Source organism: Streptomyces sp. NPDC048523, assembly GCF_043199815.1.
Classification (GTDB): domain Bacteria; phylum Actinomycetota; class Actinomycetes; order Streptomycetales; family Streptomycetaceae; genus Streptomyces.
Genome location: NZ_JBICWQ010000012.1, coordinates 112,316 through 132,734, shown reverse-complemented (window position 1 = coordinate 132,734; position 20,419 = coordinate 112,316). Strand labels below are relative to the sequence as shown.

The following is a 20,419-nucleotide window of genomic DNA, read 5'->3' as shown; positions in this document are numbered from 1 at the left end:
GGCCCGCGTGGGAAGCCCCCTGCCACTCGGTTGCGCATCGCGAGCCCGAGGTGACAGGAGGCCTTCGCCCCACCGTTCAGTTGATGCGGACGATCTTCCAGAGCTGGTCGTCGATGGTCAGGTCGTTCCACTGCACGACTGCCGCGCCGTTGGCGGTGGAGGACTGGGCGACGGCGGCGTTGAAACCGCTGCCGACGTTCTTGAGTTTGTAGTAGCCGTTGCCCGCGTCGGTGAGAGTCCATTTCTGCGAGTTCGCTGCGGACGGCGTGTTCTGGACGACGGCGGCTCCGGCAGCGGTGGAGCCGCTACGGATGTCCAGGTTCAGGTTGCTGTTGGCGTTCTTGATGGTCCAGGCTCCGCCGCCGGCGGACTGGAAGGTGTACAGCTGGCAGAAGCAGGCCGAGTTCTGCCACTGCTGGACTGCCGTGTTGGTGGCTGTCGAGCCCTGCGGGATGTCCAGGTACTTCCCGCTGTTCCTGTTGACGAGGACGTACTGCCCGGTGCCCAGCGCCGGCAGAGCGGTCTGGGTGACGTTCCAGCGCTGGCAGGCGCAGCTGGTGGCGCTCCACTGGCCGGCGGCAGTACCGGTGGCGGTGGAGGCGTTCGGGATCTCCAGGTACTTGCCGGTCACGCGGTTGGTGAGGCTGTAACCGCCGGCCGGGTTCGGGGCGACGGCCCACTCGTGGTCCAGGGTGCCGTTGTCGTCCCACTGGAGGATCTTGGCTCCGTCGGCGGTGGACTGGTTCTCCACGCCGAGGACCTTGCCGCTGGCGACGTTGAGGATCTTGAAGTAGCCGGAGCTCTGCTGCACGAAGCGCCACTGCTGGTCGGTGGCGTTGTCGGCGTTCTGCTGGGTGGCGTTCGTGCCGTTGGTGGCGGAGCCGCCCGCGATGCTCAGCTGGAGGTTGCTTCCCGCGTTCGACACGGTGTAGGTGGCACCGTCCGAGATGCCGCCGCCCAGGTCGATGGTGCTGTAGGTGACGGGGTTGGAGAGGTTGGGGCCGCCGCTGCCGCCGCTGAGCACGAGCAGGCTGTGGCCGTCGGACAGGGGCACCATGCCGCGGCTGTAGCCGCCGGCGACGTTGGAGCTGATGCGCGTCCAGGTGTTCGCTGCGCCGTTCTGGGTGTTCAGGAACAGGTCGCTGGTGCTGTAGGCGCTGACGACCAGCGTGCCGTTCGGACCGCCGGTGGGCAGCCACGTGATGTACGGCGTGCTGGTGGGTATCGTGCCGTCCGTCGCCTGCAGGGGAATGCCCGTGACGGAGTTGAAGGCCTCCGGGTCGGCGGAGATCTTGTAGTAGACGGCGAAGTTGCCCGAGGGCGAGCCGCCGTACTCGTACGTCATGACGTAGTTGCCGTTGGGCAGCTTCGCGACGGTGGGCATGCCCGGGCGCTGGCTGTAGGTGGGCATCGCCACGTCGTCCACGACCGGACCCCAGGTGTGCAGGTCGGTGGTGACCTGGTGCACGACCTTCTGGCCGTGGGCGGGGTCGCGCTGGTCGGAGTAGTAGACGATCAGCTTGCCGTTGGCGTAGAGGAAGAACGGCTCCCACACGGGGGTGTTGCCGTTCGTGTCGTACGCCTGGCCGCCGGTGGCGATGTTGCCGGCGAAGGTCCAGGTCTGTCCGCGGTCGGTGCTGGCGTAGACGTCGATCTTGATGGCCGAGCGGTCGGAGGGAACCGAGGCGCCGGCGGCCAGGATGGTCCCGGCAGGGAAGTCACCCACCGCCGCGGGCAGTTCGAACAGCTCGGGCTCCCAGCGCATGCCCCAGCCGTTCTGCGTGTCGGCGACCTCGGAGATCTTCGACCAGGAGTTGCCGTTGTCCGTACTGCGGTAGATCGGGAGGACCGGCGTGCCGGTGGTGTACTGCTCGAACGTCGCGAGGATGGTGCCGTTGGCGGAGCCGTTGTGCTGCATCCGCACCGCCCGCGGGTAGAGCGCCCCGGGCGAGGGCGCACCCGACGGCGGGGTGTACATCGTCTGCGAGGGACGCGCCAGGGCGTCTGCCCGGCCGGCGGGTACGACCATGGTCAGCACCGAGACGAGCAGGACGAAGGCCAGGGTGAAGAAGGAGACGGGGCGGGAACGCGGAGCGGCGCCGGGTCTGGCGCCTGTGCGGGCAAGGGACATTGCGGCTCCCAGGGGAAGGGGAAGGTGTGTTTCGGTGTCCGCCGGCTCGGAACGGCTCGGAGTGACGCGGCGGGGTTTGTTCGGCGCGTGGCCCGGGAACAGCCGGGCGCGGCACGCGGGCGCGGGGCGGGGCGGCGCGTGCGTGGCAAGCGCGGAGGGGCGGAGGTGGGCTGCCCCGGCGGCTGGGTGTGTGCCGGGGCAGTGACACGAGGGGGTGGGGCGGGTCAGAGGGAGGGCGGGGGCGCTGTCGAGCCGCGGACGACGAGTTCGACGGGTGGGTCGTTCGCAGGCGGGAGTTCGGTGTCAGGCTTCTCGATGGCGTGGAGGAGAAGCCGGATTCCTTCGCTCGACGCGGCCTCGAAAGGCTGACGGACGGTGGTCAGCGGTGGGGAGACGTAGGCGAACACGGGGTTGCCGTCGAAGCCGACGACGCTGACGTCTTCCGGCACCCGGCGACCGCTTTCCCGCAGGCCGTGGATCAGGCCGATCGCCATCTCGTCACCCGCGGCGAACACCGCGGTCACTAAACGGTCCGAGGCCAGCCCGAGGCCCGCGGCATACCCGGAGGCCGCCGACCAGTCACCGTTCAGAACGGGGGGTTCGTGCGCGCCCCGGTCCGCCAGCGCGGCCTGCCATCCCTCGATACGGTCCTTGGTGGCGTACCACCGCCGCGGCCCCGCGAGGTGATGGACGGTCGCATGCCCCAGGTCCAGCAGGTGTTCCGTGGCCGCGCGGGCCAGCTCGTGAGCGCCCACGCCGACGGTGAGTGTCCGGGTGGCGCTGAAGGCGGGCGGGGCTCCGACGAAGAGGACCGGCACGTCGACGCCGAGCGGGACTTCGCCCTCGACGACGGGTACGGAGACGACGATGCCGTCCACGCCCTGCTCCAGGAGTGATTCCAGCGCGGCGGCGATGCTTCGCGGGTCGCCGTCCGGGGTGTTGACCACGCGCAGCGCGTAGCCGGCGTCCCGTACGGCCTGTTCGATGCCCACGAGCAGGGAGGCGGTTCCGTACCCGGCGGTTGCCAGCGCGACCACACCGATGGACCGGGTACGGCCGGAGGCCAGTGCCCTGGCCGCGTGGTTCAGCCGGTAGCCCAGTTCCTCGGCGGCCGCCAGGACACGTCGGCGGGACTCCTCGGAGACGTACGGCTCGTTGTTGAGGACCCGGGAGACCGTCTTGCGTGAGACGCCGGCCAGCCTGGCCACGTCCTCACTACGCGGCGCGGAGGACCCCGCACCGCGCTCCAGCCCAGTTGTCATGGCGTCTCCCATGGCCGTGTGTTCTCCATCGAACGAGGTCAAATTACATGACCGCGCGGTCTGACCGCGCGGTCAATGTGTACGCATCCGGCCGGGGCACGTCAAGGGTCCGCGCAACGTCACTTACTTCCGGCGCCACGGGCATCGCGACCTGCGGGTCGGCGGAGCGAGACGTCCGAGCCGCCCAGGGAGGTGTGACCGCGATGCATTCGTGCAGGTAAATCGCCAGTTAGCGGGCCCGATGCGGATCGATGGCCGACCGTGTCAGCCCCGTCCGTCCGGCCCGACTGCCCGCGCATAGGGCTTGCGGCCGGAGCCGCCCCATCATGGATTGTCGGACGGAAAGTCTTGACAGCGAGTCCACACAGCGTTCACGCTTCCTGGCGTCCGACGATCGTGTTTGTTCGATCGTGTTGGATTCCGGCTCTCGACCGACCTTCACACGGTCCCTCGACGACCCGCCCTCCGTCATACCCCCGTCCGGCTGACGTGCCATACCGGGGTACCGCCAGCCCTGTAGGAGCCGAAATGCACCGTTCTTCCCCCGGTCAGCCCATGTCCGGAACCAGTCGCCGCACCATGCTCCGCGGACTCGGCGGAGCCGCGGTCCTGGGCGCCGGCCTCCCTCTGCTGAGTGCCTGCGCCGGCAGTTCCGCCTCGTCGGACACCAAGACCGTCACCGTCGGCTCCAACGCGTCCGACGCGGTCCCGAAGAAGGCGTACGGCGACGTCTACGCGGCCTTCACGAAGCAGTCCGGCATCAATGTGGCCATCAACACCAAGGACCACAACACCTTCCAGGAGCAGATCAACTCCTACCTCCAGGGCACGCCGGACGACGTGTTCCAGTGGTTCGCCGGCTACCGGATGCAGTTCTTCGCGGCCAAGGGGCTTGCCACTGCGATCGACGACGTGTGGAAGACGATCGGCGGCAACTTCCCTCCGGCGATGCACGACCTGAGCAAGGGTCAGGACGGCAAGTACTACCTGGTGCCGCTGACCACGTCGCCGTGGGCGGTCTTCTACCGCAAGAGCGTCTTCCAGAAGTACGGCTACGAGGTCCCGACCACGTGGGACGCGTACATCGCCCTGTGCAAGCAGATGAAGAAGGACGGCCTCGTCCCGATCGCATACGGCGACAAGGATGCCTGGCCGGCGATGGGCTCCTTCGACCAGATCAACTTCCGCCTCAACGGCTACGACTTCCACGTCGAGCTGATGGCGGGCAAGGCTTCGTGGACCGACGCGAAGGTCCGCAAGGTCTTCGACACGTGGGCCGAGACCCTCCCCTACCACCAGGAGGGCGCGGTGGGCCGTACCTGGCAGGACGCCGCCCAGACGCTGGTGGCGAAGAAGGCCGGCATGTATATGCTCGGCATGTTCGTGGCCCAGCAGTTCACCAACAAGGCGGACCTGGACGACCTCGACTTCTTCGCCTTCCCCGAGATCGACCCGGCGTACGGGCAGGACACCGTCGAGGCGCCGACCGACGGCGTCATGCTCAGCAAGAAGCCCAAGAACCACGCCGGTTCGGTCAAGCTGCTCGAATTCCTGGGCACGCCGCAGGCCGAGGAGACCTACCTGAAGGCCGACCCGAGCCTCATCGCCGCTTCCTCGAAGGCCGACACCTCCGCCTACAGCGCCCTTCAGAAGAAGGCGTACGAGATGATCAGCGGCGCGAAGCACCTCACGCAGTTCATGGACCGGGACAGCCGGCCGGACTTCACCTCGACGGTCATGCAGCCGGCGCTGCAGAAGTTCGTCCGCGACCCCAAGGGGATCGACAGTCTGCTGTCCTCGATCGAACGCCAGAAGAAGACGATCTTCGCGTCCGGCTGAGACCGACCCCCTTCTGAAGCGGATGAACACCACCACCATGAGCTCCGACACGAACATGAAGAGCCCGGAGGCGGCCGCCGTGCCGCCTTCGGGCCCCGCGCCGGTCAGCAAGCGGGTGCCGCGCGGGCACCGGCGGCTGCTGACCCGCCGTGACCGCATCACGCTCGGCTTCATGGCCGGCGTGCCCACGATCCTGCACGTGGCCCTGGTCTGGGTCACCGCACTCGCGTCGATCGCCCTGGCCTTCACGAGCTGGGACGGCATCGGCTTCGGCTCCATCAAGTGGGTCGGCCTGGACAACTTCAAGCAACTGTTCAGCGACAACCCGCAGTTCTGGCCCGCCGTCGAGCACAACGTCATCTGGTTCGTCGTGCTCATCCTGATCCCGACGCCGTTCGGCCTGTTCCTGGCCGTGCAGCTGGACAAGAACATCCGCTTCTCCCGGGTCTACCAGACGGCGTTCTTCCTGCCCGTCGTGGTCTCCCTCGCGGTCACCGGATTCGTGTGGCAGCTGGTCTACAACCCCGACACCGGGCTGATCAACAGCCTGATCGGGGCCAACAAGCCCGGCCACTACATCGACTGGATCGGCGATCCGCACCTGAACCTGTGGGCGGTGCTCATCGCCGCGTCCTGGCGGCACACCGGCTACATGATGATCCTGTACCTGGCCGGGCTCAAGGGCGTGGACCCCTCGCTGCGGGAGGCGTCCTCGCTGGACGGCGCGAACGAGTGGCAGACGTTCAAGAACGTCATCTTCCCGACCCTGCGCCCCACCAACACCGTCGTCCTGGTCGTCACCATCATCGAGGCGCTGCGCGCCTTCGACCTGGTCTTCGTCTTCAACAAGGGCGCCCAGGGCACCGAGCTGCTGTCGATCCTGATCACCAACAACATCATCGGTGAGTCCAGCCGGATCGGCTACGGCTCGGCGATCGCCGTGGTCCTGCTGGTCATCTCCCTCGCGGTCATCATTCCCTACCTGATCGCCACCTTCCGGAAGGAGCGGCAGGCATGAGCACCGCCCTGGTGACCAAGCAGCGCACCCCCGTCCGTCCCGCCCGCGTCCTGCTGCACACCTTCCTGGTCGTGACGGCCCTCGCCTGGCTCGCCCCTCTCCTGTGGGCCGCCTTCTCAGCGCTGAGGCCCTACTCCGAGACCAGCGAGAAGGGTTACGTGTCCTGGCCCGACAAACTGAGCCTCGACAACTTCACCAACGCGTTCGAGCAGTCCGACATGCTGCACTACTTCGGCAACACGCTGCTCATCGCGGTCCCGGCCGTGCTGGTCACCCTGCTGCTGTCGTCGATGGTCGCGTTCTACGTCAGCCGCTTCGACTTCCGCGTCAACCTGTTCCTGCTGCTGGTCTTCACCGCGGGCAACCTGCTGCCGCAGCAGGTCATCATCACCCCGCTGTACCGCATGTACCTGCTCATCGACCTGCCCGGCATCACGACGAGCGGCAAGCTCTACGACTCCGCCCTGGGCCTGGTCCTCATCCACGTGGCGTTCCAGTCCGGCTTCTGCGCCTTCGTGCTCGCCAACTACATGCGCTCACTCCCGCACGAGCTGACCGAGGCCGCCCTCGTGGACGGCGCCTCCGTCTGGCGGCTGTACTGGCAGATCGTGCTGCCGCTGTGCAAGCCCGCGATGGCGGCCCTTGCCACGTTGCTCTCCATCTGGATCTACAACGACTTCTTCTGGGCGCTGGTCCTGATCTCCACCGGCGACAACATGCCGATCACCTCGGCCCTGAACAACCTCTCCGGCCAGTACTTCACCGACCCCAACCTGGTAGCCGCAGGGGCCCTGCTCACCGCGATCCCCACCCTGATCGTCTACTTCGCGCTGCAGCGGCAATTCGTCAGCGGCCTCACGCTGGGCGCCAACAAGGGCTGACCCAGGCCCACTTGTTTCTCCCCCACCTCCCCTACACCCCACCCCGGAGCCCCCCCAGTGAGTACCGCACGCCGTCTTCGCATTCCTGGAATCGTCTACGGGGGTGACTACAACCCCGAGCAGTGGCCCGAGGAGGTATGGGCCGAGGACATGCGCCTCATGCGTGAGGCCGGGGTGACCATGGTCAGCGTCGGCATCTTCTCCTGGGCCCTGCTCGAACCGGCCGAGGGCGTCTACGACTTCGCCCGCATGGACAAGGTCCTCGACCTGCTCCAGGAGAACGGTATCGCCGCCGACCTGGCGACACCGTCGGCGGCTCCGCCGGCCTGGTTCTTCCACACGTACCCGGAAGCGCTGCCGGCCGACAGGGACGGCAGGAGACTGTCGTACGGCAGCCGCCAGACGTTCTGCCCCAGCAGCCCGGCCTACCGAAGAGCGGCGCTGCGGATCGCCGGTGCGCTCGCCGAGCGCTACGCCGACCACCCGGCCGTCGCCATGTGGCACGTGCACAACGAGTACGGCTGCCACAACGACGCCTGCTACTGCGACACCAGCGCCGCCGCCTTCCGCACCTGGCTGCGGGCCCGCTACGACGACGACCTGGACGCCCTCAACCACGCCTGGGGCACCACGTTCTGGAGCCAGTGGTACTACACGTGGGACCAGATCCTGCCGCCCCGCACCACCGCGGCTCCCCCGAACCCCACCCACCGGCTCGACTGGCGCCGCTTCTGTTCCGACGAACTGCTCTCCCTGTGCACCGCCGAGCGCGACGTACTGCGCCGGGCCGCTCCGGACACCCCCGCGACCACCAACTTCCTGGTCCTGCGCACCATCGACGCCCTCGACTACTGGCGCTGGGCACCGGAGCTGGACATTCTCTCCAACGACCACTACCTGCTGTCCGACGACCCGGAGGCCGAGGTCGACATCGCGCTTCACGGCGACCTGATGCGTTCGCTCGCGGGCGGACCGTGGTTCCTCATGGAGCACTCGACCGGCGCCGTCAACTGGCAGCCCGTCAACCGGGCCAAGGGGCCCGGAGAGATGCGCCGCAACGCCCTCGCGCATGTGGCACACGGTGCCGACGGCATCGCGTTCTTCCAGTGGCGGGCGGCGAAGGCGGGCGCCGAGCAGTGGCACTCGGCGATGCTGCCGCACGCCGGAACCGACAGCCAGATCTGGCGGGACGTCGTACAACTGGGCGCGGACCTGCGGGCGTTGGCCGAGGTACGGGACTCCACCAGCACGGCGCAGGTGGCGATCGTATGGGACTGGGAGGCCCGCTGGGCCCTGGAACTGCCCTCCCAGCCCAGCGGCGAACTGCGCTACCAGGACCTGGTACGGGACTGGTACACCCCCCTGTGGCGGGCAGGCGTCGCCGTCGACTTCGTACGCCCCGACGACCCCGAACTCGACCGCTACAAACTGGTTTTGGCACCCTCGCTGTACCTGGTCGCGGAGGCGGCCGCGGCGAACCTCGCCGGGTTCGCCGAGCGCGGGGGCACGCTGGCCGTCGGCTTCCACAGCGGCATGGTCGACGAGAACACCCATGTGTACCTGGGCGGTTACCCCGGAGCCTTCCGCGACGTCCTCGGCGTGGTCACCGACGAGCTCTTCCCCCTGCTGCCGGGTGAGACAACCGGTCTGACCGGCGACGTGGCGTCGGGCGCCACGGCCGACCTGTGGTCGGAACGCATCCGGCTCACCGGCGCACAGGCCGTCGCCTCCCACGCCGACGGCCCACTGGCCGGCCACCCCGCCGTCACTCGTCACCGGCACGGCGACGGCACCGCCTGGTATCTGGGCACCCACCCCGACCAGGACACGCTCGCCGCCCTGCTCGGCCGCATCCGTCAGGAGGCCGGCGTCACACCGGAACACGACGCACCCGCCGGGATCGAGGTCGTCCGGCGCCGCGGCGCGGAGGCCGACTACCTGTTCCTCATCGACCACACCGGCAAGGGCGCCGAAGCACCTGCCGAAGGCGTCGAAATCCTCACCGGCACACCGGTCACCGGAACCGTCACCGTCCCGCCGGGAGGCGTCGCCGTGGTCCGCGAGCCCCGCTGACCTGTCTGCCGACACCGCTGATCCGTGCGTCCCGGCCGTCAAGCGGTCTGGTGGCCGACGCAGTCGGAACCAGGGCACCGCGCCCTCTGTCTCGTCGGCCCCTCGCAGTGATGCCGGTGGCGTCCACGCGCATGTCGCTGCCGGGCCCGCCAGGAGCAGGCCGCTCGGAGTCCGCAGTCCCCCCGGATGTACGGAAGCCGTCCGACGGTCCCGGGCGTCGGCTTCACTTGATACTTCGTCACACCGCCGGGCCAGGGACCGGCCTTCGAGATCAGACGACAGAAAATCATCGACGTCGCGGCGGAGCTGTTCGCCCGGCAGGGGTACGCGGCGACCTCCGTCAACGACCTGGGCCGGGCGGTCGGACTGGCCAAGGGAGCCCTGTACTACTACATCGGCTCCAAGGAGAAGCTGCTCGTCGAGATCCAGTCACGGGTGATGGGCCCACTGCTGTCCCGGACCCGGCAGATCGCGGAGCTCGACACCGAACCCCTCCTGCGGCTGCGCCTGTTGTCGGAGTCCCTGCTGACGGTCATCTTCCGCAGGCTCGACCACATTCGGGTCTACGAGCACGACCACCGCAGCCTGAGCGGCCCGGAGTTGAAGACCTTGCTCGGTCAGCGTTCGGACTTCGAGGACTTGATCTCGGGGCTGCTCGCCGAGGCCGTCGACCAGGGGACGTTCCGCGAGCTCGCGCTGGGGCTGGCCACCCTGCAGTTCCTCAATCTCCACAACCACACGTACCAGTGGGTCAAGCGGGACGGACCGTGGGACGCGCCCTTCCTGTGTACTGCGCGACCCTGTTCCGCGGCTTCGGCGCGCCCGGTCACGCTCTGCCGAAGGTCGAGGAACAGGCCGAGGCATGCGGCGCGTCCCCGCTCAGGAGCGGAGACCGGCGCCGCAACACGCATCCGGGCCGAACATGTGTGCCGCGAAGTCCGCGGACCGGTGGCGGGCGGGCTGCGGATGGTGTCGCCGGCTACACCGGCTGTCGGGGAGGTCGCTCCCTCGTACCGTGCAGTGCGACTTGCGATCGTTGACCTACCCAAGTTCAGCGGCTGCCCGTCAAGGGGCCGCGCGCTGTTCTTCTGGCCCCCTGCAGGGCAGCCTCTCCCTGGAACTGGCAGGCCACTTCACCGGCATGGGCCTCGACCCGGCAGAACTGTACGAACACCGATCGTGGCAGCGGTCGGCTCCTGACTGCCGAGTCTCGTGAGTGCACGCGCCGGTCGCGGTCCGGGCCCGGGGCCTTCAGGTGGTGGTTCAGTTCCAAGTGGGCTTCGCTCTCGGCTATCAGCCACTCGTGCTCGGCGACCTCTTCAAGTCCGTCGTAGATGAAGACTTCCGAGGCGTGACGTATCACCCGAGCGGTGCGATGGCTTTGAGCCAGTCCTCTACGGTGACGACATCTGCCCACTGCGGGAACAGCTTTTCGGTGAGCATCCGGTGCACCTCGGGGTCGGTGTCGAGGCAGGCATCCGCCAGGACGGTGAGGCCGAAGTCCAGGTCGATGGCGTGCCACAACGTGGACAGCACTACGGCGCTGGTGGCGATGCCGGTCAGAACGAGGCTGTCGATGTCGCGGGCCCTGAGTACCAGGTCGAGGTCGCTGCCGGAGAAGGCACTCCCCCGCCTCTTGGTGACCACGACGTCGCCCTGCTGGGGCGCGATGTCGTCATGGATCTCGGTGCCAGGAGCCCCCTCGGTGAACAGCCCGGCCCGCACGACGTTCGTCATCACCCTGTTACGGGGGCTGACTTCCGGATCGCCCGGCCGTAATCCCATCACCACGTAGATCACGGAAATACCAGCTGCCCGGGCACCGTCGATCGCGCGGCGCAAGCGCGGCAGATATCCGGAGCCGTCGTCGGCGATGGCCACGACATCCCGTTGGACGTCCATCACGAGAAGTGCGCTGTTCGCCATGCGTGCCGTCCCTTCTCCGTGGAGAACAAGAGCAAGTCTGGTGGATCGCCCGGGCTGCGACAGCCGTTTCGGAGATCCTCATCAGCGTCAGGGCGGAGTTGCAGCAGACAGGACCTGCCGTCCTGTGTCGCGGGCGGACGCCGTTCTTCCCTCGGTGCCTGCCGCACCGGCCTTCGGTGCCTGCCACTTGGAGTGGACCCGTCGGCGCCGGATTCTCCGAAGTGGTCGCCAGGCTCACAGGACGCGCTCAAAGAGCACCTGCACGCGTGCTTCCTCCTCAAGGCCGGCGGCATGATCACCCAGCGCGGCCAGGGCACTCGCCGCGACAGCGCGGGCCGAAGCCTCGTAGAGCGGCATCTCGGCCTCGCCGAAGGCCACCGCCGCCGCATGCGCCGCCACCCTCGCCGCACCCGCATCACGCTGAGCCAAGGTCAACTCCGCCTGACCCAACAAGGCGAAAGCACTCACAGCCTCAGGCATGCCAGGGGTCACGGCACAGTGGGCGCGCTCCACCCATGCCTTCGCGGCGTCGATGTCGTCCCGGGCGAGTTCGGCCTGGGCGAGGGTACGAAACCACAGGGGCCGTTCCGACGCCTCGAAACGGGACAGTTCTGGGCCGCCTCCCCCGTCGAGCAGGGTATGGACGCACCCTGCGGGATCTCCGCACAGCAGCCTGGCCTGGGCGAGCAGTCCGACGAGCGCCACTGCCTGCGTCGACGGATCCCCGAGGTGTGCCGCGGCCGCTTCCTCGCAGATTTTGAGGGCTTCCGGAAAGCGTCCTCTCCACAGGGACACCGCGGCCTCCACCGCCATCGCCATCGCCCGTGGTTCGCTGGTGCCGAGCAGCAGGGCCGCCTCCAGGGCGTCATCGGCGTGCGAGGCCGCCTCATCGAGGTCACCCAGCCACAGGTGCGCGAACGCCGTCGCGATGAGCAGTTCGGTCAGTAGGTAGTTCTGGCCCGTGCGACGGGCCAGAACCAGCCCGCGGTCGAGGTGGCGCAGGGCCGCACGGTAGCGACGCTGAAGTATTTCCGTCCACCCGACCAGCATGAACGCGTCGAGATGGGTCAGGAGGTGCCGGTCCTCGCAGTCGTCGAGTACACGCAGCGCGGCATCGAGACAGCCGGCCGCCTCGATCGCCTCCCCGGTGCAGGTGTGGGCGAGGGCCAGCAGTGCCTGTACGCCCGCCACTTGCACGGCGTCACCGGCGCTCAGGGCGGAGTGCAGCGCGCCACGGCCGGAGGCGACCGCTGCGGCGAAGTGGCCGCCGCGCAGTTCGGCGGCGGCGATCTGGATGTCCAGTGAGGCCGTTTGCGCCGGTGTGAGCGCCGTGTTCCGCTCGAGTTCGCGGCGCAGAACGTCGATTGCCGCGTCGAACCTGCCCAGGAGCCGTTCCATCACGGCCAGCGAGACGACCGCCCGGGTCCGCTGCGGGTGCCGGCTCACGAGCGCGGACTCGGTGAGTTCGCGCAGCACGTCGCGGCTCTGGCGCAGGCGTCCGGCCGTTCCCAGCGCCGCCGCCTCCTTCATCTGCAACAGCGGTCGGCGCGGATCGTCGGCCGGGAGCAGCCGCAGCGTCTCGTGTGTCCAGTGAGCACTGGTCGCGGGGGAGCTGGCCCGCAGGTCGTCGGCGGCCTGGACCAGCAGTGCGATGGCCTGTTCGTCCCCTGCGTGCGCGGAGCGCACCACGTGCGGCGCCCGGACGACCGGTGGGGCGCCACGCCGGACGAGGCCGTCCGCGGCGCGGGCGTGCGCCGCGAGCCGCCAGCCCGCCCCCATGCCGTCGTACACGGCGCTGCGCACCAGAGGATGGCGGAACTCGAACTGCCGGGCGGCACCCAGGGGACGGACCAGATCACGGCGGGTCAGCTCGTCCAGGGCCGCCAGCACGTCGGCGTGCGCCACCTGGGCGACCACGGTGGTCATCTCCGTGTCGAACGGGTCGTCGAGGACGGCCGCCGCGTGCGCGACGAGAAGTGTCTCCGGCGGCAGGTCGGCCAGTTCGTCGAGGAGCGTGGCCCGCGCGGTGAGCGGCAACCGGTCATCCAGCAGTCCCCCGTCGCCCGCTCGGTGCAGCAGCGCCCGGACGTAGAACGGGTTGCCCGCGGTGGTGTCGAACAGCCGCCGGCACATCATCCGGCTGACCTGCGGACCGCACAGTTCGGCGACGGCCGACAGCGGCAGCGGCCCGAGCGCGAGCCTGGTCAGACGGCCTTCGGCGGCCGCCTTGGCCAATGCCGAGGCCAGCTTCGGCGGGGTCTGCCGGGGGCGGTGGGCGAGCACGAGAGTCACCGCTCCGCGCGGCGGATGCCGTACGAGGTACTCGATGAGTTCGACACTGCTCTCGTCGGCCCAGTGCACGTCGTCGAGGACCAAGGCCAGTCCGGAACCGGTGTGCGCCTCTTCCAGCATCGCGCGTACGGCCTTGTGCAGCCGGAAACGCTCGGCGGGCAGCGCGTCCCGCTCGGCCATCATGACCGACAACGCCTTGCGCGTGTCCCGCAGCGCGTCCAGAGCGTCGACGTCGTCCAGGGCGTCGAGGAAAGGACCGTACGGAATCTCTCTGATCTCCGCACCACGGCCGGCCAGCACCGGCACACCGCCCGCCTCCGCGAGCGCGCGGAACTCGGTGAGGAGTCCGGTCTTGCCGATGCCGGGCTCTCCGACGACTTCCAGCACCCGCGGGGCGCGCGGATCCCGGTGATCGAGCACGGTGCGCAGCACTGAGAGCTCTTCGTCGCGTCCCACCAGCGGCCGCCGACGCTCCACAAACGGGCGCTCCGCCGGCGCGGGAGCTGCATGCCGTACGTCAGTGGAGGCGGGCGCGAGCCGCGCGCCACCGGTGAGGATGTCCTCGTGGAGCCGTTGCAAGGCGGGCCCGGGATCCAGGCCGAGTTCTTCGGCCAGCTGCTGTCGGGTGCGACGGTAGACGTCAAGGGCTTGGGAGGAGCGGCCGCTGCGGTAGAGGGCGAGGACCAGTTGGCCGGCCAGTCGTTCGTCCAGCGGATGCGCTTCCAGCAGGGCGGAGAGCTCGCTCGCCACGCGCCGGTGCTGCCCCAGACGCAGCCGGACTTCGGCCGTGTCCAGCTGCGCGGCCAGGCGCTGCGCGTCGAGCAGATCGCGCTGTGTGTTGAACCACGGGGTATCCGCGCCCGTGAACGCCTCTCCCCGCCACAGCCCCAGCGCCGACTCCCACAACGCGACGGCCTGTTCGTCCGCGTACGTGTCGCGGGCGCGGTCCACCAGGCTGCGGAACTGGTGCACGTCCACGGCGCCCGCCGCCGTCACCAGCCGGTAGCCGCCCTGCTCCCGCACGATGTCCAGTCCGGGCGCGGCCAGGACCCGTCGCAGCCGGGACACGTACCCGTAGAGCGCCTCGCGGCCCCGCCTCGGTACGGCTTCGCCCCACACGCGGTCCAGCAGGGTGTCGGCCGGGACAACCAGGCCGGGATCGGTGAGCAGCGCCCCGAGCACCCTGCGCTGCCGGGCGTGCCCCAGGTCCATCGGCACGCCGTCCCACCACGCCTCGATGGTGCCCAGCACGGCGAACCGGACGGCCACTGTGCGCTCCCTCCCGCTGCGTTTTCGTGATCACCTGCTTACCCGCAGCTGATCAGCCGAGCCAGCCCGATTCAAGACTTTCCGAAGGTTCCCCGACGGGCGAAGCGACACGGTGGTCCACATGACGGCCCGTCCCGCGAAGTGCGGTACGGGGCGCCGAAAGAACGCCCGGGGCCAAGGCCGCGAGAGCCCATGCTCACCAAGAGGGAGACTCCTGTGATCATCACCCATGTCCGCCGCTTCACCACGACCGCCGCCCTGGCGTCGGTCCTGGCGCTCGGCGGAGTCGCCGTCACCACCGCGTCCGCGGAGGCCGCTCCCCTGGCCGGCCACACGGCGGCCGCCCAGGCGGCCGGCTTCTCCTGCGGCTTTGACGAGCGGACGACGCCGCCGACCATCTCCCGCGGGTCCAAGGGCGATACCGTCAGGGAGGCGCAGTGCCTGCTGATAAGCCTGGGCTTCGGCGTGGGCCCGCGCGGCGTCGACGGTGACTTCGGCGCGGACACCGAAAAGGGGGTCAAGGCCTTCCAGAAGAAGTACGGGGTCCCCGGTGGCGCTGACGGCGTCGTCGGCAAGAACACCTGGTACGGGCTGCGCAACTACTGACCGGTCCGCGCCGCGGAGCAGGACGTGAACGGGGGAGTCCTGCTCCGCGGCCTCGACGTTCGCGGCCGGTGTCTTTAGGCCGGTGAGGTGTCACGGCTCTCTTTGAGCGCCGAGGAGTTCGGGAGCACGTCGCGTGCCGGCTCGCTCAGCCCCTGGAAAGAGGTCGACGCGGAGGCGTTCAGGGACGCCGCGTGGGCCCCCGTACGACGCTCCCCGCACTTCCCCTCCGAGTCCCGCGCCGACGGCCGTCCAACAGCTGCTGACCGACCTCCGTACTGGTCGCTCACGGCGTGGTGCTCTCGCTGGTGATCAGGTCGAGGGCCGCCTCCGGACCGCCGGCGGCGAGGGCGGTCCGCTGCCGGTCCGCTCCGGTTCCGTGCTGCAGGAGCCGGTGGATCAAGCCCGTCACCTCCCGGGCGTCGCCTGCCGCATCGAGTGCGGGGGCGACATGGAGCAGGAGCTGGCACAGCACATCGCCGGCGCGGCGCCGACTGCCGCTCGGGTCGATCAAGGTGTCGCTCAGGCCATGACGGGCCGCGTGCCACATGCCGGCCTGCAGCAGTTCCGGGGCACAGTCCGGGGCAGGAGAGCCGGCGGTTGCCTCGGCCAGGGCGGTCTCCACAAGGGCCCGGGCGAGCCCGGCGAACATGACCGCGTCGTCCACACGCAGCTGCACGTCCAGACAGCGCACTTCGACCGTGGGGTATCGCTCCGACAGGCGGGCCTGCCAGTACAACTGGCCGGTGTCCGAGATCAGACCGCTCTCCAGCAGCTGGTGCACACGCCTGTCGTAGTCGGCCTCGTCCTGGAAGTAGGGAGGAACCCCGCTGACCGGCCAACGGCTGAAGATCACGGTGCGCCAGCTGGCGAAGCCGGTGTCGTGGCCGTCCCACAGCGGAGAGTTCGCCGACATCGCCGTCAGCGTCGGCAGCCAGGGCCGGATCCGGTTCAGGACCTGCACGCCCGCCGCACGGCTGGGTACCGCGACGTGCACATGCATGCCATTGATCAGCTGCTCCGCCACGAGTTGAGGTGCCTGGGCGAGCATGGCCCGGTAGCGAGCCTCGTCGGTGACCGCCACCGGATGGTCATCGCGCAGCGGCGGTGTCCCACACGCCGCGATGCGGCAGCCATGCGCCTCCGCGGCCGTCCCGACACCATGCCGCAGGCGCAGCAGGTGACCCGCGACCTCCTCGAGAGAGCCGCACACCGGGGTGGCCACCTCCACCTGCGCCTGCAGCAGCTCGCCCTGCAGCTCCTGATCGGCCACGAGAGGCTCCAGGCCGGCTGCCATGCGAACCTTGTCGGCCAGCGGTACCGGAAAGCCCCTGACGGGGTCAACCAGCACATATTCTTCTTCAACGCCGATCGTCGTCATCAAACGCCCTCTGCTCCGCTCACTGCCGCGCCGTGCCCGGCTCGCGATGCGCCTCACTGATCCCACCGCCGGGCTGACTCCGAGTGCCGCACCTGCGCCCTTCACAAACGCGACACAGGCCGGCAGGAGATGCGTGCATGCGGTGAACCCGGCACTCTGGCGTGATTCGGCTTTCGCCGCTCGCATACGGCCGCTCGGTGCCGTCGAGCCGATCGACCCGCACGTGCCGGCGCGGGCGTCGTGCTGCGCCCGGGCCGGCGCCTCACGGGTGAGCACATCGCTTTGAGCAGGTCGGAGGCCACAGGTGGCGAAGCAAAGGCCGAAGCAGCAGGTCACCACCTACTGCAGGCCCCCGGCAGTCGAAGTCACCGGCTCTACCCGGCAGGCGACTCCTCAGGACAGGCGTCGCGAGGCCCGCTGGAGCAATGCCCTCAGCAGGGCCGTCTCCTCCGCGCCGAGAGCGGACACGATGCCCTCCTGCTCCTCTTCGACCGCCGCCGTCCATCGGCTCAGCGCCTCGTTGCCCCGCTCGGAGGCGAAGACCAGCACGCGCCGCCGGTCCTGGTCGTCCACCCGGCGCAGCACGAGGTTCAGGGAGACCATGCGGTCGACGACCTTGGTCAGGGTGGGCGCGGACAGCAGCGCGAACTCGGCGATCTCGGTCATGGCACGGCCTTCGCCGTCACCCAGGAACGACAGCACCCGCCACTCCTCGAGCGTCCCGCCCTCGGCCTTCAGCGCCTCACCGAGCCGTAGGACGACGCTGCGCTCGACGAGGGTGAGCGCTCGCGCGAGGTCGAGTTCGGCTACGGCCGCCGGGGTGGTCGTGGTCATCGCCCTGCCAGAGTCGTCGTGATCTACGGGTGGAGTCATTCCACGATACAGTCCTTTCCTTATCGGCGTGAAATATTCTCGTAGCAAGCAATGGCTAGGGTGAGCGCCTATGATCGAGAAGGCGTCTGTCCGGCTCGGCGCCCCCGCGAACCGGGCCCGTGACGCACTGGATGTCGCCCTGGTGATACCTCTCCAGGGCCCGGCCGGCATCTTCGGCCCGTCCTGCGAGTGCTGCGCCCAGCTCGCGGCCGAGGAGGTCAACGCCGACTCGGGCGTGCTCGGCCGCGAGGTGCGCCTGGTGCTCGTCGACGGCGGCGCGCCGCCCGAGCAGGTGGCCACGGAGGTCGACGCCCTGATCTCCGGAGGCGTCGTCGACGCGGTGGCCGGCTGGCACATCTCCGCCGTCCGCGAGGTCGTCGCCCCGCGCATCGACGGCCGGGTGCCCTACGTCTACACAGCGCTGTACGAGGGCGGCGAGCGCTCCCCGGGCGTGTTCCTCACCGGCGAGACCCCGAACCGTCAACTGCGGCCCGCGCTGCGATGGTTCGCGAGCGAACTGGACATCCGCCGCTGGACGATCGTCGGCGACGACTACGTCTGGCCCCGCTCGTCGGCCCGCGCCGCCCACCGCTATCTGCGCGAACTGGGCGGCGAGGTCTGTGACGAGATGTATGTGCCGCTGGGCACCCAGGACTTCGGGCCGGTCCTCGCACGCGTGGCGGCAAGCGGCTGCGAGGCCGTGCTGATGCTGCTGATCGGACAGGACGCCGTCCTGTTCAACCGCGCCTTCACCGCGGCGGGGCTGGACCGCGACCTGATCCGGTTCAGTTCCCTTATCGAGGAGAACGTCCTGCTGGCCACCGGGGCGGAGAACACCCGGGGCCTGATGACCTCGGCCGGATACTTCGAGGACCTGCCGACCGCGGCCGGGCTCGACTTCGCCGCCGCCTACTTCCGCCGGTTCGGCCCCGGCGCGCCGGTGCTCAACAGCCTCGGCGAGTCGTGCTACGAGGGCGTGCGCATGCTCACCGAACTGCTGCGCCGGGCGGGCGACACGGATGTGCGGCGCATCCAGGCGACCGCCGAGGGACTGGAGTACGAGAGCCCTCGCGGCACGGTCCAGGTCCGTGACCGCCACCTCGAGCAGCGGGTTTTCCTCGCGGCGGCCGACGGGCTGCAGTGGGACGTGCTGCAGCAACTTCCCTGACCCGCGGGGAGTTCTTTTTTACCTGCGTGTAACACCCGTCCTCTGTCCAATTGCTTCGGAAGAAAATACTTTTTTCTCGAAGCTTTTGGAGGTTGATAGCCGATGGCCACATACCAGTACCGCTGTGCGGACTGCGGTCCCTTCGACGTGATCCGGCCGCTGGGCCGGGCTCTCGCCGAGGAGCCGTGCGGGAACTGCGCAGGTCCGGCCCGCCGGGTCTTCACCGCCCCGATGCTCGCCCGCACGTCCACTCCCCTGGCCCGTGCCCTGCACGCGCAAGAGGCCAGCGCCCATGAGCCGCGGGTCGTCACCGACGTACCCCCGGCCCGCCGCCGGCCGACCCGGTCGGCCGATCCCCGGCAGGCCGGGCTCCCCAAGCCCTGATCCCCCAGGCGCACCGCGAAGTTCCCGATCACGGAAGTACCGGATTACGGAGGCAGTCCATGCCCGAAGTCGTCTTCAGTGTCGACCAGGCCCTGTCCATGCGTGACCAGAAAGTGCCCGGCCACAACCGCTGGCACCCCGACATCCCGCCCGCCGTCACCGTCAAGCCCGGCACCGACTTCCGCATCGAGTGCCGCGACTGGACCGACAACCAGATCGGCAACAACGACTCCGCCAACGACGTCCGCGACGTCGACCTCACCCACGCGCACATGCTGAGCGGCCCCATAGCCGTGGAGGGCGCCGAACCCGGCGACCTGCTCGTCGTGGACATCCTCGACCTGGGCCCCGTACCGCAGGCGGAGGGCGAGGGCTCGGGTCAGGGCTGGGGCTACACCGGCGTCTTCGCCAAGGACAACGGCGGCGGCTTCCTCACCGACCGCTTCCCCGACTCGTACAAGGCCGTCTGGGACTTCCACGGCCAGCAGGCCACCTCCCGGCACATTCCCGGAGTCCGCTACACCGGGATCACCCACCCCGGCCTCTTCGGCACCGCGCCCTCCGCCGAACTACTGGCCCGCTGGAACGCCCGTGAGCAGGCCCTCATCGACACGGACCCGCACCGGGTGCCGGCCCTGGCGCTCCCGCCCCTCGCCGACAATGCCCTGGCCGGCACGGCGAGTGGCGAGGTCGGCAGGCGCATCGCCGCCGAGGGCGCCCGTACCGTCCCGGCCCGGGAGAACGGCGGCAACCACGACATCAAGAACTTCACCCGCGGCTCCCGGGTCTTCTACCCCGTCCTCGTCCCCGGCGCCCTGCTGTCCGGCGGTGACCTGCACTTCAGCCAGGGGGACGGCGAGATCACCTTCTGCGGCGCCATCGAGATGGGTGGCTTCATCGACCTGCACGTCGACCTGATCAAGGGCGGCATGGAGAAGTACGGCGTCACCACCAACCCGATCTTCATGCCGGGCAACGTCGCGCCGCAGTACACCGAGTTCATCTCGTTCGTCGGCATCTCCGTCGACCACGAGACCGACACCAACCACTACCTCGACGCGACGATGGCGTACAAGAACGCCTGCCTCAACGCCGTCGACTACCTCATGACCTTCGGCTACAGCGGCGAGCAGGCCTACCTCCTGCTCGGCTCCGCCCCGATCGAGGGCCGGATCAGCGGCGTCGTCGACATCCCGAACGCGTGCAGCACCCTCTACCTGCCCACGGCGATCTTCGACCTCGACATCCGGCCGAGTGCCGAGGGCCCGAGAAAGGCCGACCGCGGCCAGTGCGCCGTCACCTCCTGAACGACCCGTACG

Annotated in this window: 15 protein-coding genes; 9 read left to right on the top strand and 6 right to left on the bottom strand. The window is 69.3% G+C overall.

Annotation, left to right across the window (positions count from 1 at the left end; all coding sequences use genetic code 11):
* Positions 1-76: 76 nt before the first annotated feature.
* Both ACGFWE_RS39310 and ACGFWE_RS39305 read right to left on the bottom strand, forming a co-directional pair.
* The gene (locus ACGFWE_RS39310; RefSeq protein ID WP_393605033.1) at positions 77-2,131 is read right to left on the bottom strand and encodes an RICIN domain-containing protein; all 2,055 of its coding nucleotides are present in this window, start codon (positions 2,129-2,131) and stop codon (positions 77-79) included.
* A gap of 224 nt (positions 2,132-2,355) precedes the next feature.
* Entirely contained in the window at positions 2,356-3,393 is a 1,038-nt protein-coding gene (locus ACGFWE_RS39305) for a LacI family DNA-binding transcriptional regulator (RefSeq protein ID WP_352392201.1), read from the bottom strand.
* Between the two features lie 528 nt (positions 3,394-3,921).
* On the opposite strand from ACGFWE_RS39305, the gene ACGFWE_RS39300 reads away from it, so the two are divergent.
* From ACGFWE_RS39300 to ACGFWE_RS39280, 5 genes are all read left to right on the top strand, one after another.
* Positions 3,922-5,232 (top strand): ABC transporter substrate-binding protein, encoded by a 1,311-nt coding sequence (locus ACGFWE_RS39300; RefSeq protein WP_393605031.1) that lies wholly within the window; start codon positions 3,922-3,924, stop codon positions 5,230-5,232.
* A 37-nt stretch (positions 5,233-5,269) separates the two neighbouring features.
* Positions 5,270-6,250 (top strand): carbohydrate ABC transporter permease, encoded by a 981-nt coding sequence (locus ACGFWE_RS39295; RefSeq protein ID WP_393605029.1) that lies wholly within the window; start codon positions 5,270-5,272, stop codon positions 6,248-6,250.
* On the top strand, positions 6,247-7,131 hold the full coding sequence (locus tag ACGFWE_RS39290; RefSeq protein ID WP_393605027.1) for a carbohydrate ABC transporter permease: 885 nt from the start codon (positions 6,247-6,249) through the stop codon (positions 7,129-7,131). Before ACGFWE_RS39295 ends, ACGFWE_RS39290 begins: the two co-directional genes overlap by 4 nt.
* A 57-nt stretch (positions 7,132-7,188) precedes the next feature.
* Positions 7,189-9,204 carry a beta-galactosidase gene (locus tag ACGFWE_RS39285; RefSeq protein ID WP_393605025.1) on the top strand — a complete coding sequence of 672 codons (2,016 nt, stop codon included), beginning with the start codon at positions 7,189-7,191 and terminating at the stop codon, positions 9,202-9,204.
* Positions 9,205-9,474: 270 nt separating this feature from the next.
* Entirely contained in the window at positions 9,475-10,404 is a 930-nt protein-coding gene (locus tag ACGFWE_RS39280) for a TetR/AcrR family transcriptional regulator (protein WP_393605097.1), read from the top strand.
* A 159-nt stretch (positions 10,405-10,563) separates the two neighbouring features.
* On the opposite strand, the gene ACGFWE_RS39275 is transcribed toward ACGFWE_RS39280, so the two are convergent.
* The gene (locus tag ACGFWE_RS39275; RefSeq protein ID WP_393605023.1) at positions 10,564-11,130 is read right to left on the bottom strand and encodes a cysteine hydrolase family protein; all 567 of its coding nucleotides are present in this window, start codon (positions 11,128-11,130) and stop codon (positions 10,564-10,566) included.
* A 234-nt stretch (positions 11,131-11,364) separates the two neighbouring features.
* Complete coding sequence (locus ACGFWE_RS39270) at positions 11,365-14,691, bottom strand: BTAD domain-containing putative transcriptional regulator (RefSeq protein ID WP_393605021.1); 3,327 nt, start codon at positions 14,689-14,691, stop codon at positions 11,365-11,367.
* Between the two features lie 216 nt (positions 14,692-14,907).
* On the opposite strand from ACGFWE_RS39270, the gene ACGFWE_RS39265 reads away from it, so the two are divergent.
* Positions 14,908-15,297, top strand: coding sequence for a peptidoglycan-binding domain-containing protein (locus ACGFWE_RS39265; RefSeq protein ID WP_352389573.1), 390 nt, complete (start codon positions 14,908-14,910; stop codon positions 15,295-15,297).
* 283 nt (positions 15,298-15,580) lie between these two features.
* Here ACGFWE_RS39265 and ACGFWE_RS39260 read toward each other — a convergent pair whose 3' ends face one another.
* Together ACGFWE_RS39260 and ACGFWE_RS39255 are read right to left on the bottom strand one after the other, a co-directional pair.
* Positions 15,581-16,675, bottom strand: coding sequence for a glutamate--cysteine ligase (locus tag ACGFWE_RS39260; protein ID WP_352389574.1), 1,095 nt, complete (start codon positions 16,673-16,675; stop codon positions 15,581-15,583).
* Between the two features lie 393 nt (positions 16,676-17,068).
* Positions 17,069-17,509 carry a MarR family winged helix-turn-helix transcriptional regulator gene (locus tag ACGFWE_RS39255; RefSeq protein ID WP_393605018.1) on the bottom strand — a complete coding sequence of 147 codons (441 nt, stop codon included), beginning with the start codon at positions 17,507-17,509 and terminating at the stop codon, positions 17,069-17,071.
* Positions 17,510-17,618: 109 nt separating this feature from the next.
* Here ACGFWE_RS39255 and ACGFWE_RS39250 point away from each other — a divergent pair, with 109 nt between their 5' ends.
* The 3 genes from ACGFWE_RS39250 (at position 17,619) to fmdA (ending at position 20,407) form a co-directional block, all read left to right on the top strand.
* Positions 17,619-18,716 carry a substrate-binding domain-containing protein gene (locus ACGFWE_RS39250; RefSeq protein WP_352389576.1) on the top strand — a complete coding sequence of 366 codons (1,098 nt, stop codon included), beginning with the start codon at positions 17,619-17,621 and terminating at the stop codon, positions 18,714-18,716.
* Positions 18,717-18,818: 102 nt separating this feature from the next.
* Positions 18,819-19,100, top strand: coding sequence for a zinc ribbon domain-containing protein (locus tag ACGFWE_RS39245; RefSeq protein ID WP_352389577.1), 282 nt, complete (start codon positions 18,819-18,821; stop codon positions 19,098-19,100).
* Between the two features lie 59 nt (positions 19,101-19,159).
* On the top strand, positions 19,160-20,407 hold the full coding sequence (gene fmdA, locus ACGFWE_RS39240; protein ID WP_393605016.1) for a formamidase: 1,248 nt from the start codon (positions 19,160-19,162) through the stop codon (positions 20,405-20,407).
* The last annotated feature ends 12 nt before the right edge of the window (positions 20,408-20,419 follow it).

Coding starts and splice junctions, on each gene's coding strand:
- ACGFWE_RS39300 (WP_393605031.1), top strand. CDS start 3,922: ATGCACCGTTCTTCCCCCGGTCAGCCCATGTCCGGAACCAGTCGCCGC.
- ACGFWE_RS39260 (WP_352389574.1), bottom strand. CDS start 16,675: ATGACGACGATCGGCGTTGAAGAAGAATATGTGCTGGTTGACCCCGTC.
- fmdA (WP_393605016.1), top strand. CDS start 19,160: ATGCCCGAAGTCGTCTTCAGTGTCGACCAGGCCCTGTCCATGCGTGAC.
- ACGFWE_RS39295 (WP_393605029.1), top strand. CDS start 5,270: ATGAGCTCCGACACGAACATGAAGAGCCCGGAGGCGGCCGCCGTGCCG.
- ACGFWE_RS39305 (WP_352392201.1), bottom strand. CDS start 3,393: ATGACAACTGGGCTGGAGCGCGGTGCGGGGTCCTCCGCGCCGCGTAGT.
- ACGFWE_RS39290 (WP_393605027.1), top strand. CDS start 6,247: ATGAGCACCGCCCTGGTGACCAAGCAGCGCACCCCCGTCCGTCCCGCC.
- ACGFWE_RS39250 (WP_352389576.1), top strand. CDS start 17,619: ATGATCGAGAAGGCGTCTGTCCGGCTCGGCGCCCCCGCGAACCGGGCC.
- ACGFWE_RS39255 (WP_393605018.1), bottom strand. CDS start 17,509: ATGACCACGACCACCCCGGCGGCCGTAGCCGAACTCGACCTCGCGCGA.
- ACGFWE_RS39275 (WP_393605023.1), bottom strand. CDS start 11,130: ATGGCGAACAGCGCACTTCTCGTGATGGACGTCCAACGGGATGTCGTG.
- ACGFWE_RS39245 (WP_352389577.1), top strand. CDS start 18,819: ATGGCCACATACCAGTACCGCTGTGCGGACTGCGGTCCCTTCGACGTG.
- ACGFWE_RS39310 (WP_393605033.1), bottom strand. CDS start 2,131: ATGTCCCTTGCCCGCACAGGCGCCAGACCCGGCGCCGCTCCGCGTTCC.